Origin of the sequence: Caballeronia sp. M1242 (genome assembly GCF_017220215.1) — a bacterium.
In the GTDB taxonomy this organism is placed as follows: Bacteria; Pseudomonadota; Gammaproteobacteria; order Burkholderiales; family Burkholderiaceae; genus Caballeronia.
The window spans coordinates 2,615,119-2,628,283 of record NZ_CP071129.1; the positions used below are offsets into that span (position 1 = coordinate 2,615,119).

Annotated in this window: 14 protein-coding genes; 11 read left to right on the plus strand and 3 right to left on the minus strand. The window is 64.3% G+C overall.

The features are described from left to right. Positions 1–107 precede the first annotated feature (107 nt). Positions 108–1,265, plus strand: a complete 1,158-nt coding sequence (locus tag JYK05_RS12230; protein ID WP_206467150.1) for a class I SAM-dependent methyltransferase — start codon at positions 108–110, stop codon at positions 1,263–1,265. Between the two features lie 257 nt (positions 1,266–1,522). On the opposite strand, the gene JYK05_RS12235 is transcribed toward JYK05_RS12230, so the two are convergent. Further along, complete coding sequence (locus JYK05_RS12235; RefSeq protein WP_206467151.1) at positions 1,523–2,785, minus strand: TIGR03862 family flavoprotein; 1,263 nt, start codon at positions 2,783–2,785, stop codon at positions 1,523–1,525. A gap of 184 nt (positions 2,786–2,969) precedes the next feature. On the opposite strand from JYK05_RS12235, the gene JYK05_RS12240 reads away from it, so the two are divergent. The 9 genes from JYK05_RS12240 (at position 2,970) to JYK05_RS12280 (ending at position 10,967) form a co-directional block, all read left to right on the plus strand. Then, positions 2,970–4,451 carry an MFS transporter gene (locus JYK05_RS12240; RefSeq protein ID WP_206467152.1) on the plus strand — a complete coding sequence of 494 codons (1,482 nt, stop codon included), beginning with the start codon at positions 2,970–2,972 and terminating at the stop codon, positions 4,449–4,451. A 410-nt stretch (positions 4,452–4,861) separates the two neighbouring features. Beyond that, the gene (gene paaA / locus JYK05_RS12245) at positions 4,862–5,863 is read left to right on the plus strand and encodes a 1,2-phenylacetyl-CoA epoxidase subunit PaaA (RefSeq protein ID WP_206467153.1); all 1,002 of its coding nucleotides are present in this window, start codon (positions 4,862–4,864) and stop codon (positions 5,861–5,863) included. Positions 5,864–5,878: 15 nt separating this feature from the next. Then, the gene (gene paaB, locus JYK05_RS12250) at positions 5,879–6,163 is read left to right on the plus strand and encodes a 1,2-phenylacetyl-CoA epoxidase subunit PaaB (protein WP_159837210.1); all 285 of its coding nucleotides are present in this window, start codon (positions 5,879–5,881) and stop codon (positions 6,161–6,163) included. Positions 6,164–6,172: 9 nt separating this feature from the next. Next, positions 6,173–6,970 (plus strand): 1,2-phenylacetyl-CoA epoxidase subunit PaaC, encoded by a 798-nt coding sequence (gene paaC / locus JYK05_RS12255; protein ID WP_206467154.1) that lies wholly within the window; start codon positions 6,173–6,175, stop codon positions 6,968–6,970. Between the two features lie 2 nt (positions 6,971–6,972). After that, positions 6,973–7,476 carry a 1,2-phenylacetyl-CoA epoxidase subunit PaaD gene (paaD, locus tag JYK05_RS12260; RefSeq protein ID WP_206467155.1) on the plus strand — a complete coding sequence of 168 codons (504 nt, stop codon included), beginning with the start codon at positions 6,973–6,975 and terminating at the stop codon, positions 7,474–7,476. 21 nt (positions 7,477–7,497) lie between these two features. Continuing rightward, positions 7,498–8,586, plus strand: coding sequence for a 1,2-phenylacetyl-CoA epoxidase subunit PaaE (gene paaE, locus JYK05_RS12265; protein ID WP_206467156.1), 1,089 nt, complete (start codon positions 7,498–7,500; stop codon positions 8,584–8,586). A 96-nt stretch (positions 8,587–8,682) separates the two neighbouring features. Then, positions 8,683–9,501: a DUF1835 domain-containing protein gene (locus tag JYK05_RS12270; RefSeq protein ID WP_206467157.1), complete on the plus strand. Its 819-nt coding sequence runs from the start codon at positions 8,683–8,685 to the stop codon at positions 9,499–9,501. 22 nt (positions 9,502–9,523) lie between these two features. Next, positions 9,524–10,126 carry a TetR/AcrR family transcriptional regulator gene (locus tag JYK05_RS12275; protein ID WP_206467158.1) on the plus strand — a complete coding sequence of 201 codons (603 nt, stop codon included), beginning with the start codon at positions 9,524–9,526 and terminating at the stop codon, positions 10,124–10,126. A 178-nt stretch (positions 10,127–10,304) separates the two neighbouring features. Next, positions 10,305–10,967 carry a GNAT family N-acetyltransferase gene (locus tag JYK05_RS12280; protein ID WP_371826422.1) on the plus strand — a complete coding sequence of 221 codons (663 nt, stop codon included), beginning with the start codon at positions 10,305–10,307 and terminating at the stop codon, positions 10,965–10,967. An 82-nt stretch (positions 10,968–11,049) separates the two neighbouring features. On the opposite strand, the gene JYK05_RS12285 is transcribed toward JYK05_RS12280, so the two are convergent. Then, entirely contained in the window at positions 11,050–11,553 is a 504-nt protein-coding gene (locus JYK05_RS12285) for an Lrp/AsnC family transcriptional regulator (protein WP_175938279.1), read from the minus strand. A 146-nt stretch (positions 11,554–11,699) separates the two neighbouring features. Here JYK05_RS12285 and hppD point away from each other — a divergent pair, with 146 nt between their 5' ends. Beyond that, positions 11,700–12,800, plus strand: coding sequence for a 4-hydroxyphenylpyruvate dioxygenase (gene hppD, locus JYK05_RS12290; RefSeq protein WP_206467160.1), 1,101 nt, complete (start codon positions 11,700–11,702; stop codon positions 12,798–12,800). A gap of 70 nt (positions 12,801–12,870) precedes the next feature. On the opposite strand, the gene JYK05_RS12295 is transcribed toward hppD, so the two are convergent. Next, entirely contained in the window at positions 12,871–13,077 is a 207-nt protein-coding gene (locus JYK05_RS12295; protein ID WP_175938283.1) for a hypothetical protein, read from the minus strand. Between the last annotated feature and the right edge of the window lie 88 nt (positions 13,078–13,165).

The window sequence follows — 13,165 nt, forward strand, 5'->3', positions numbered from 1 at the left end:
GATCGTCACAGCGAACGCGCCGCCGAACCGGGAAGAAAACGCGCGTCACCGACCCGCCCGCATCGATTGGCCTCACAATGCAGCCAATCCTTTCACGACGTATCTCTATGCAACCCGAAAGCTCCACGCCCCGACTCCATTGGGAAGAGGACGGCGAAAGCCGTTCTGCCCGCTGGCGCTCCGAAAGCGGTAATCAGCCGCCGAAGCGTCTCGTCATCGGTCACGATCAAATGACCGCGGATCACGCCTACCGCCTCGCCTGCGAGGGCACGGCCATTCTCTGGCGCGGGGATTTCCAGAACGCGCGGCAGCTCTTGCAGGCGATGGCCCGGCGAATCGACAACAAGCCGCGCAAGGCAAAGAAAGCGGCGTCGGACAAAGACAAACCGCTGTCCCCAATCGATACCTTCAATCTGCACCGTCTCGCGCAGTCGCAGCGGGCGCGCACCCTCGCGATGCTCGTGCTTCCGCTCGACGAGCAGTACGTCATCCCGCTGCGCCGCGCGCCGGACGTGCGCGAAGCCTGCGAGGAAGCGTACGGCCCGCCGCAGGAGCCGTCCGTGGTGTCGTTGCGCGAGGTCCTCGGTCTGATCGGCGCGCACGAGTGGCGCAAGAAGGGCGTCGAGATCAAGGCGACGGGCGGCCGCATCCATCCGTACTACGGCGTCTTTTCGCCGGTGCGCGGCGAGTACGTCGATCTGATCGCGAATCAGCCGTTGCCGTCGACATCGCTCGCGTTCGACGTCGGCACCGGTACCGGCGTGCTCGCGGCGGTGCTGGCGCGGCGCGGAGTGGAGCGCGTCGTGGCCACAGATGTCGATGCGCGAGCCCTCGCCTGCGCTCGCGAGAACATCGACCGGCTCGGGCTGCGCAAGCAGGTCCAGGTCGTCGAGGCCGATCTGTTCCCGGAAGGACGCGCGCCGCTCGTCGTGTGCAATCCGCCGTGGCTGCCGGCGCGCCCGAGTTCGGCAATCGAACACGCAATCTATGATCCGGAAAGCCGGATGCTGCGCGGTTTTCTCGGCGGCCTCGCCGCGCATCTGACGCCCGGCGGAGAAGGCTGGCTCATTTTGTCCGACTTTGCCGAGCATCTCGGGCTGCGCACGCGTGCTCAGCTTCAGGAATGGATCGATGCTGCCGGGTTGAAGGTCGATGGCCGCATCGACGTGAAACCGCATCATCCGCGCGCGGCGGACAAGTCGGACCCGCTGCACGCGGCGCGATCGGCGGAGGTGACGTCGCTTTGGCGGCTGGTTGCGGCGTGAGGCGCGGGGTTGCCGGGTTTCGGCTTGTTACTGAATGACGCTTGCGGCTCGGCCTCGTTGCATCCGGCATGCGCTTGGTCCTGCGCGACGCTAGATTGCGTTCCTCGGACGCGAATCGCGACGGTTCGACGCCAGAAACCCGGCCGCTTCGTGCACGTAGCTCGACGCATCGCGGCCGTTGCCGAACGGGCGTCAGAAGGCACTTCACCGCCCGAACGTTGACCGTCCACCTCGCAGCGCATGCTCGCGTTCGCTAGTCACGCTCGCTCGCGAAGCCACGCAAGCGCGCCCTCGCCCGCGACGAGCCCGCTCGCAAAGCACGCCGTCAACAGATAACCGCCGGTCGGCGCTTCCCAGTCCAGCATTTCGCCCGCGGCGAACACGCCGGGCAGCGCGGTGAGCATCGAGCGCTCATCGAGCGATTCGAACGCGACGCCGCCCGCGCTGCTGATGACTTCCGCAATCGGCCGCGGACGTCGCACGCGCACCGGCAGCGCCTTGATGCGCGCGGCGAGCGTGTCGAGGTCGGCGAATTCCTCTTTCGTCAGACATTCGCGCAACAGGCCGGCCTTCGCGCCCGCGAGATGCAGCCGGCTCTGTAAATGACTCGATAGAGACCGAGCGCCGCGCGGATGCCGCACCTCGTCCCGGACGCGCCCGGCCGACAACTGCGGCAGGAGGTCGACGAGAATGCGCGCGCCGGCGTCGCCTTGCTCCATCAGACGATCACGAATCTGCGCCGACAATGCGTAGATCAGACTGCCTTCGATGCCATGCTCCGTCAGCAAGCATTCACCGACCCGCCAATCCACCGCGCCGTCCGCCCGTTCGAGCCCGATCGCGACCGACTTCAGAGGCTCGCCCGCGAAGCGTTCGCGAAAATGCGGCGACCAGTCCACGTCGAAACCGCAATTCGACGGCAGAAACGGCCGCACATCGACGCCACGCGCCGCCAGATGCGTCATCGCGCTGCCGTCCGAGCCGAGTTGCGGCCAGCTCGCGCCGCCGACCGCCAGCACGAGCGCATCGTGGCGCACACGCTTTTCGCCGTCAGGCGTCGCGAACCGCGATTCGCCCACGCCCGCGTCCGTCCAGCCGAGCCAGCGATGCCGCATATGCAGCCTGACACCGGACGCGCGCAGTCGATGCAGCCATGCCCGCAGCATCGGCGCGGCTTTCATGTCCGTCGGGAAGACGCGGCCCGAGCTTCCCACGAAGGTTTCCACGCCCAGCCCGTGCACCCACTCGCGCAACGCGGCGGCGTCGAAGCGCGCGAGCAGCGGCGCCATGTCCGCGCGACGCTTGCCGTAGCGCGCGATGAACGCGTCGGCAGGCTCGGAATGCGTCAGATTCATCCCGCCCTTGCCCGCCATCAAAAACTTGCGTCCGACCGACGGCATCGCGTCGAATACATCGACGCTCACGCCGCCCGCCGCCAGCGCCTCCGCCGCCATGAGCCCGGCCGGTCCGCCGCCGACGACCGCGACTTGCACGGATTCGATGTTTTCAACTGAGGTCATGCCAGGTCGCGAGAAAACTAGAAAACGAAGAGCGACATTGTCGCATCGCGTTCGATGGCTGGCGGACGAAGGCGTGCGCCCGGCCGTAAGTCATTAAATAACAAAAAAGAATTTGGTCGCCGCCCGCCAGCCGGATACGATCCGGCGATTCCTTGCGTCCACAACTTTCTACATTCCGTCGATCATGTCCGTATCTATCGCGCCCGAGCGAACACCTTCCCGGGCCGGCGCCGCCGATGCGCGTCCCGTCATCCGCAGCGCCGCCGACGTCTCGAATCTCGTCAATCGCGGCGCGGCCATCGGCAGCGATGCGCGCATCGTCGTCGCGATCGCGCTCGGCGGCATCTTCCTCGATGCCTATGACCTCGGCGCGCTCGCATTCGGCGTCAAGGACATCGCCCGCGAGTTTTCGCTGACGCCGACCGGAACCGGTTTCGTCGCCTCCGCGATCACGTTCGGCGCGATCATCGGCGCGTTCTTCGGCGGCTATCTCACTGACAAGATCGGCCGCTACCGCGTCTTCATGGCCGACATGTTCTTTTTCGTCGTCGCCGCGATCGCCTGCGCGCTCGCGCCGAACGCCTGGGTGTTGGGCGGAGCGCGCTTCGTGATGGGACTCGGCGTCGGCATCGACTTGCCCGTCGCGATGGCGTTTCTCGCGGAATTCTCGCGGCTGCAAGGGCGCGGGAACAAGGCCGCTCGCGTCGCGATGTGGTGCCCGACGTGGTACGCCGCGATCAGCGTTTCGTACTTGCTCGTGCTCGGACTGTACGCAGCGCTGCCCGCGCATAACGCGGGCTGGCTCTGGCGGCTGATTCTCGGCTTCGGCGCGGTGCCGGCCATCGCGATCATCGCCATCCGCAGCCGCTACATGAGCGAATCGCCTGTCTGGGCCGCGAATCAGGGCGATTTGCCGGCCGCCGCCGCGATCCTGAAACGCTCCTATGGCGTCGATGCCCGCGTCGATCCGGACGCGCTCGCCGCATCGAAAGCGGCGAAACCGCGCGGCGCGACGTGGAGCAACTACGGCGCGCTGCTGCGCGGCGTGTATCTGCGGCGCACGGTGCTGGCGACGATCATCGCGATTGCGTCATCCTTCGCGTACAACGCGGTGGCGTTCGGTCTGCCGGTCATCATCTCGAGTTTCCTCGCGCAGTCGATGCTCACGACGATTCTCGCCTCGCTCGCGCTGAATCTCTGCTTCGCGTTTGCCGGCGGGCTTTTCGCGGTGCGCACGGTGCCGAAGTTCGGCGCGTGGAAGCTGACGGTCGTCGGCTACGCGTTCCAGCTCGTGGCGCTGGTCGGGCTGGCGGTAGTCGGCAAACCGGCGACGGGCGCGCAGGTCGTCATCGCGATTGCGCTGCTCGCCGCCTTTCTGCTCGGGCAAGGCGTCGGGCCGGGCTCGCACAGCATGACGTTCGCCTCGCTCAGCTATCCGACGTCGTTGCGCGGCGTGGGCGTCGGCTTCAATCAGACGTTGATGCGCGCCAGTTCGACCGTCTCGCTCTTCCTGTTTCCGGTGCTGTCGGCGGCGCTCGGAACGAAAGTGTTCTGGATCATCGCCGTCGCGCCGCTCGCCGGGCTCGTCGCGCTGATGGCGGTGCGCTGGGAACCGTCGGGCTATGACGTGGACGCCGAAGACTTCGAGGGACAACGCGTCGAGTAACGTGCTCGGAGCAATCTGGCCATGAAAAGCGGTGCGACCGGAAACGGCCGCGCCGCTTTTTTTTAATGCCTCGATGCATCAGCCAATCGCCCTGCTTCGAGAGACAGCGCGTGAGAAGCGAACAAGACAGCAGAAGTTTGGTTCAGCGAAGCGGTGCGCCCCGAAACGGCCGCGCCGTTTTTTCTCGCGCCTCGATGCATCGGCCAACCGCGTTGCGCCCGATATGGCGAACACGACGGGATAAATCCACGTTTAACGAAGCGGTGCGTCCTGAAACCGGCCGCGCCGCATTTTTTTCGCCACTTGATCGCCTCAGGAAAAACCCGCCTATCCCGAAAAATGCGATTCACCGACCGGCCGGTCGGTTTATAATCGGCGCACAGCGACTTTCCTACGAGCGAGTGTTCGCCATGTACACCCAATCTCTCGACCTTCCCGGCCAGCCGACCGCGTCCGACGCGCCCGCCGACGCCTCCACGCAGCAGCAACGCTTCGACGCGGTCATGCAAGCCGACGGCAAAATCGAGCCGCAGGACTGGATGCCCGAGGCCTACCGCAAAACGCTCATCCGGCAGATTTCGCAGCACGCGCATTCGGAAATCATCGGCATGCAGCCGGAGGGCAACTGGATCAGCCGCGCGCCGAGTCTCAAGCGCAAGGCGATTCTGCTCGCGAAGGTGCAGGACGAAGGCGGCCACGGCCTCTATCTATATAGCGCCGCCGAAACGCTCGGCGTCTCGCGCGATCAACTCGTCGCCGCGCTGCACGCGGGCAAGGCGAAATATTCGAGCATCTTCAACTATCCGACGCCCACATGGGCCGACGTCGGCGTGATCGGCTGGCTCGTCGATGGCGCCGCGATCATGAACCAGATTCCGCTCTGCCGCTGCACGTACGGACCGTACGCCCGCGCGATGATCCGCATCTGCAAAGAGGAGTCGTTCCACCAACGCCAAGGTTTCGACGCGCTGCTCGCCATGATGAAAGGCACGCAGGCGCAGAAGGACCTCGTGCAACAGGCGGTGAACCGCTGGTGGTGGCCGGTGCTGATGATGTTCGGCCCGAGCGACAAGGATTCGATTCACAGCGGGCAGTCGTTCGCGTGGGGCATCAAGCGCATTTCGAACGACGACCTGCGCCAGAAATTCGTGGATGCCACCGTCGAGCAGGCCAAGATTCTCGGCGTCACGCTGCCCGATCCCGACCTCAAGTGGAACGCGGCGCGCGGCGCGCACGACTACGGCGAGATCGACTGGGACGAATTCTGGCGCGTCGTCAACGGCGACGGTCCGTGCAACAAAGAGCGTCTCGCCACGCGCGTGAAGGCGCACGACGAAGGGGCATGGGTCCGCGAAGCCGCGCTCGCCTACGCCGAAAAACAGAAGGCGCGCGCGCACAAGCAAGCCGCCTGAACGGGAGACATCGACATGAGCAAGGAATGGCCGATCTGGGAAGTCTTCGTGCGCAGCAAGCAGGGACTGGATCACAAGCATTGCGGCAGCCTGCACGCCGCCGACGCCGCGACCGCGCTGCGCATGGCGCGCGACGTGTACACGCGCCGTCAGGAAGGCGTGAGCATCTGGGTGGTGCCGTCGTCGGCGATCACGGCGTCGGACCCGGCGGACAAGGGCGAATTCTTCGAACCGGCAGGCGACAAGATCTACCGGCATCCGACGTTCTTCGTGCTGCCTGACGAAATCAACCACATGTGAGCGCGCGACATGAGCACCGAACATCTCGCCTATGTGCTGCGCCTCGCCGATAACGCGCTGATTCTCGGTCAGCGCAACGCCGAATGGTGCAGCCACGGGCCCGCGCTGGAAGAGGACATTGCGCTGGCGAACATCAGTCTCGATCTGATCGGGCAGGCGCGGCTGCTGTATTCGCACGCGGCCACGCTCGAATCGGCGTTGACGGGCGCGGCAAAGACCGAAGACGACTACGCGTATTTCCGCACGGAACGCGAATTCGCGAACTACACGCTGGTCGAGTTGCCGCACTTCGGCCCGCTCGCGGGCACGGCGCGAACCGAACGCGATTACGCCGTGACCATCGTGCGCAACTTCCTGTACTCGGCTTTCATGGCCCACGTCTGGACCGCGCTTCAGGCTTCGTCGGACACGCAACTCGCGGCCATCGCGGCGAAGTCGATCAAGGAAACGCGGTATCACGTACATCACGCCCGCGACTGGCTCGTGCGCTTCGGCGACGGCACGGAGGAATCGCATCGCCGGGCGCAAGCGGCGCTGGACTTTCTGATGCCGTACACGCGCGAGTTCTTTCACCCGGACGCGGTGGAGCGCGCAGTGGCCGAAGCCGGCATCGCGCCGCTCGCGAGCGATTTCGAAGCCGTCTGGCGCGACGACGTGCAAGCCGCGCTCGACGAAGCCACGCTGCAAGCGCCCGCCGAGGTCAAGCACGTCAGCACGGGCAAGCTCGGCGAGCATTCGGAGCACATGGGCTACCTGCTCGCGGAAATGCAAAGCCTCGCGCGGCAGCATCCGGGCGCGACGTGGTGATCATGGATACGACGATAGAACGCGCGTGGTCCGTGCTCGAAGCCGTGCCGGACCCCGAAATCCCGGTGGTGTCGATCCGCGAACTCGGCATTTTGCGCGACGTGCGCCACGGCGACGACGGCGTGCTCGAAGTCGTCATCACGCCGACGTACTCCGGCTGTCCGGCGATGTCGCAGATCGCGGAAGACATCGCCGAGGCGATCGACCGGGCGCAACTTGGCGCGCATCGCGTGGAAACGGTGCTCGCGCCGGCGTGGACCACCGACTGGATCACGGACGAAGCGCGCGACAAGCTGCGCCGCTACGGCATCGCGCCGCCGGCGGGCGCATGCAGCAGCACGGAAAAGCCGATGCGCTTCGTGCCGTACAAGAAGGAAGTCATCGCCTGTCCGCGCTGCGGCTCCACGCACACGGAAAAGCTCGCGCAATTCGGCTCGACGGCGTGCAAGGCGCTCTATCGCTGTCTCGATTGCCGCGAGCCGTTCGATTACTTCAAGCCGTACTGACCTCTCCACGACACGACTCTTATGGCGACTCCGCAATTCCACCCGCTGCGTATCCGCGACGTGCGCCCCGAGACGGCCGACGCGGTCACGGTTTCCTTCGACGTGCCGCCCGAACTGCGCGACGCGTTTCGTTTCACGCAGGGCCAGTTCGTGACGCTGAAGACGCATATCGATGGCGAAGAAACGCGCCGCTCGTATTCCATCTGCGTCGGCGTGACCGACTACGACCGCGACGGCGAACTTCGCATCGGCATCAAGCGCGTGCGCGGCGGGCGCTTCTCGAACTTCGCGTTCGACACGCTCAAGCCCGGCCACGAAATCGACGTGATGACGCCCGATGGCCGCTTCTTCACGCATCTGAACGCGGACCACGCAAAGCATTACGTCGCGTTTTCCGGCGGCTCGGGCATCACGCCGGTGCTGGCGATCATCAAGACCACGCTCGACATGGAGCCGACGAGCCGCTTCACGCTCGTCTACGGCAACCGCAGCGTCGACGCGATCATGTTTGCCGAGGAACTCGAAGACCTGAAGAACCGCTACATGAGCCGGTTCTCGCTGTATCACGTGCTGTCCGACGATTTGCAGGACGTCGAGCTTTTTAACGGCGTGCTCGACAAGGCCAAGTGCAAGGCGTTTCTCGAATCGCTCCTGCCGCCCGGCGAGATCGACGAAGCGTTCATTTGCGGTCCCGGCCCGATGATGGACGCCGCCGAAGCCGCGCTGAAGGAAGCGGGCGTCGCGCCGGAGCGCATTCACGTCGAACGGTTCGGCACGCCGTTGCCGCAGGCGGGCGCGCCGCAGATCGAGATCACGGAAAGCACGCCTGCGGCCGATCTCGAACTCGTCATCGACGGGAAAAAGCGCAAGCTGCGCCTGCCGTATGAAGGCGTGAGCGTGCTCGACGTCGGCCTGAAAGCGGGACTCGCGCTGCCGTACGCGTGCAAGGGCGGCGTCTGCTGCACCTGTCGCGCGAAAGTGCTCGAAGGCGAAGTCAAAATGGACAAGAACTACACGCTGGAGCAGCACGAAATCGACGACGGCTTCGTGCTGACGTGCCAGTGTCATCCGGTGAGCGAGCGCGTGGTCGTGAGCTTCGACGAACGCTGATTCCGCGCGGCAACCCACACCGGCGCGTTTGCGGATTGGCTAAACTGGAACCGCTCTTCTCGAGCGGTCCTTCGTCTTTCCGGCAAGCCGACACCCATGAATACGATTCACGTCACCAATGGCGACTGCGCGGCCGACGCTCTCTCCAATGCGCTGCGGCTCGCCGAACGCACGGAACAGGTCATCGCGCTGCGCGACGATCTCGCTGTCGGGCCGTTGCGCGACATCGACGAATCGCCTGTCGCGCGCGCGGCGTTCTGGCGTCAGGTGTCCAGCACGCCTGCCGATATCGAAGATCAGTTGCAGGGCCAGCTTGCGCTGCTCGGACGGCTTGCGCGCGGCGACGGACAGGTCGTCGTCTGGCACGGCCAAAGCGCGGCGGATCAGCTCACGCTTCGGCGCGTGGCGTACTTCCTGCGCAATGCGCCGCAGCGCCTGAACGAAGCGAAACTGACCTTCGACGACCTCGCCATCGAGGCGCCGGACGCGCATCCCGAAACCGTGCGCCGGGCGGACCGGGCGACGTCCGTCGGCATGTTCTCGCCTCGGCAACTTCTCGCGAAGCTGCGGACAGCCGCGCCTATATCCGTGCTGCGCATCAGCCGGCTCGCGCTCGAATGGCAGGAGGCCAAGCATTCGAGCGCGGAAAACCGTCGGCTGCGCGACAACATGCTGGTGTCGGGAACATGGCTGGATGTCGATGACACGCTGCTCGAACTCGCCACTTCGGAGTGGCAGCCTGCTAATCGCATCGCCGCGGGCGCGATGGCGCGGCGCTTCGACTTTCTCATGAGCGATTCGGTGGCGTTCTGGCGCTGTCGGGAACTGGTCACGGCGGGCCGGCTTAAAATACGCGGCACGCCGTCGGATATGGCTCACGCCGAATTGCGACGCTCATCGACTCAGGCCGAATAAGCCGAAAAAACGCTTCCGACACATGGCCCGCACCAAAGCGCCTGACCACGACACTCAACGCGAACAGATTCTCGAACTCGCCGCCGCCAAATTCGCGCAGACCAGCTATCCGAGCACGTCGATGTCGGACCTCGCCGCCGCAAGCGGCACCTCGAAGGCGCGGCTCTATCACTATTACGAGAGCAAGGAAGCGATCCTCTTCGACCTGCTCGACCGCTACACGAAGCGGCTCATGCTGATCATCGCGGAAGTGGAAGGCGCGAGCCAGCGGCGCGGCCTGGGCGAGCGCGAAGCCTTCGCGGAACTCGTGCGCGCTTTTCTGGCGGAATACGAGACGTCGCATAGCCGGCACGTGGCGCTGCTCAACGACGTGAAGTATCTCGAAGACGCGCAGCGCGAAGTCGTGCTCGACCGTCAGCGGGATATCGTCGCCGCGTTCACGCGCCAACTCGCCCGCGCTTATCCGAAGCGCGTGACCAAAGAAAATCAGACCGCGCTCACGATGATGGTGTTCGGGATGATCAACTGGACGTTCACGTGGCTGAAGCCGGGCGGCAAGCTCGGCTATCGCGATTTCGCGGAACAGGTCGTCGAGATGATCGAGCACGGACTGGCCGCCGATTAGACCTGTGCTGCGCTGCGTCACTCTTCCGCTGTCGTCTAACCGGCTGATTCTGAGGACAAATAGGCAAACCTAGAACGCCTCCTCCACTACTTTTAAGGGTTTTCCCGTACGCGTTTTCCTTGGAAGGGATAAAATTCGTTTTGCTTTGCAGCATACGAACAAGGAGAACACCGTGGAACTGACCTTCAACCGCCCCGCGCCGCAGATAGCCGCCGCTGATCGGCCGCTGCCGGACGCCGCGCGCTTGCCGGTTCTCGTTCGCGAGTTGTCCTCCGCTGACCGTGAGCGCCTGCTCACCCATTTCCTCGCGCTTGACGAAGACGACCGCTTGCTCCGCTTCGGGCAGATCGTGCCGGACCACGTCATCGAAAACTACGTTCAGAACCTGAACTTTACGAACGACACGGTGTTCGGGGTGTTCGGCAATTCGCTGGAACTGCTCGGCGTCGGTCATCTGGCGTATCTGCCGGCGGAAGGCGAGAAGCGCACTGCCGAATTCGGCGTCTCGGTGCTCGAAAGCGCGCGCGGTCGCGGCATCGGCAGCAAGCTGTTCGAGCGCGCCGCCATGCGCAGCCGCAACACGCGCGTTTCCGTGTTGTACATGCATTGCCTGTCGCGCAACGCGCGGATGATGCACATCGCGCGCAAATCGGGCATGAAGATCGAATACGCCTACGGTGAAGCCGACGCGTATCTCTCGCTGCCGCCTGCGGATCAGACGAGCATCATGGCTGAAATGCTGCAAGAGCAAGCCGCCGTGTTCGACTACGCGATCAAGCGCCAGGCGCATCGCGCGTCGCAAGTTTTCCGGGCGTTCATGCCGACGGCCAACGCGGCCTGAGTTCATCGGCAGCGCGGTTGGCGCCGCGAGCAACACCATGCGAAGGGCGGCGCAGGCCGCCCTTTTCGTTGTCGGAACGCGCTCAACGCAGCGGCAGCGCGGTCGTCTCCTTGATGCGTTCCAGCGAAAAACTCGAACGCACGTCGATCACCGAAGGGTGATGCAGCAGCTGGTCCTGCACGAAGCGCGAGAAGTGGTCCATGTCCCGCACCTGCACGCGCAGCAGGAAATCCATCTCTCCGGTCATCGCGTCGCAGGCCACCACTTCCGGCCATGACCGCACGGCTTCGCGGAAAAGATCGCCGTGCGTCGGCGGATTCGGCGTGCCGGCCGACGCGGGCATGCCGCCGCGCTTCTCCAGCCGCACGTTCACGTAAGCCAGCAGGCCCAAACCGAGCTTCTTCGCGTCCAGCAGCGCGACGTAGCCGCGAATCACGCCCGTCTCCTCCAGCCGCCGGATTCGCCGCAAACACGGACTCGGCGAAAGATTCACGCGATCCGCGATCTCCTGATTCGACAGGCGCCCGTTTTCCTGAAGAATCGCGAGGATTCTGCGGTCGATCGTATCGAGTTCGGGCTCGGCCATTTTCGGTCTCCATTCGGCGAATCGGTGGCAGTTTCGTGCGCCATCTTAGGAACGCGCGATTTCTTTCGCAAGTTTTTGCCGCCGTTCGATAGCTAAACTTCTCTCCACGTCGCGGCAAAGCGACGCATAGAAAACCGGAGACACGCATGAACACCACGACCTGGGAGAACCCCGTCGGTACCGACGGCTTCGAATTCATCGAATACACCGCGCCGGACCCGGTCGCGCTCGGCAAGCTGTTCGAGCAGATGGGCTTCACGGCCATCGCGCGGCATCGGCACAAGAATGTGACGCTGTACCGGCAGGGCGAGATCAACTTCATCGTCAACGCGGAGCCGGATTCCTTCGCGCAACGCTTCGCGCGCCTGCATGGACCGTCGATTTGCGCGATCGCGTTTCGCGTCGCGGACGCGGCGAAAGCGTACAAGCGCGCGCTCGAACTCGGCGCGTGGGGCTTCGACAACAAGACCGGCCCGATGGAACTGAACATTCCGGCGATCAAGGGCATCGGCGATTCGCTGATCTATTTCGTGGACCGCTGGCGCGGCAAGAACGGCGCCGAGCCGGGCAGCATCGGCGATATCAGCATTTACGACGTCGACTTCGAGCCGATTCCCGGCGCGAATCCGAATCCGGTCGGCCACGGACTGACGTACATCGACCATTTGACGCACAACGTGCATCGCGGCCGGATGATCGAATGGGCCGAGTTCTACGAGCGCCTCTTCAATTTCCGCGAAGTGCGCTACTTCGACATCGAAGGCAAGGTGACGGCGGTGAAGTCGAAAGCGATGACCTCGCCGTGCGGCAAGATTCGCATTCCGATCAACGAAGAAGGTTCGGAAAACGCCGGCCAGATTCAGGAATATCTCGACGCGTATCGCGGCGAAGGCATTCAGCACATCGCGCTCGGCACGGACAATATCTACGAGACGGTCGACGGCCTGCGCGCGTCGAACATTGCGCTGCTCGACACCATCGACACGTATTACGAACTCGTCGACCGGCGCGTGCCGAATCACGGCGAATCGGTCGCGGAACTGAAAAAGCGCAAGATTCTGATCGACGGCATTCGCGACGAAATCCTGCTGCAAATCTTCACGGAAAATCAGATCGGCCCGGTCTTCTTCGAGATCATTCAGCGCAAGGGCAATCAGGGCTTCGGCGAGGGCAATTTCAAGGCGCTGTTCGAATCCATCGAACTGGACCAGATGCGGCGCGGCGTATTGAAAGACACGAGCGCGTAAGAACCGAAAAGGCGCAAAAAAAGGGACATGAACGCAGCGTTCATGTCCCTTTCGTTTTTTAGCGATGCTTTCAGGCGGCGTTCTCGTCGTTGCTGCGCTCGGCCTCGCGGCGCTCGCCGCCGCGCGTCTGCGGCGTCTGCGTGCGCACTTGCGCGACGGGTGGTACCGACGTGGCCCCGAGCGGCGCGCCGTTCGCCCGCGCGCCGCCCATCGGCGCGCTGATCGCGAAAAAGGCCGCCGAGACCATCAGGAAACTCTGGATGTGGCGTTGCTTCATTCTTTTCTCCTTCTGACTGCGTGTGTACGGCTGCCCGCCGTTCCGCGCTTTCGAAAACCGTACGCGAAACCGCGCAAGCGCCCGTTTA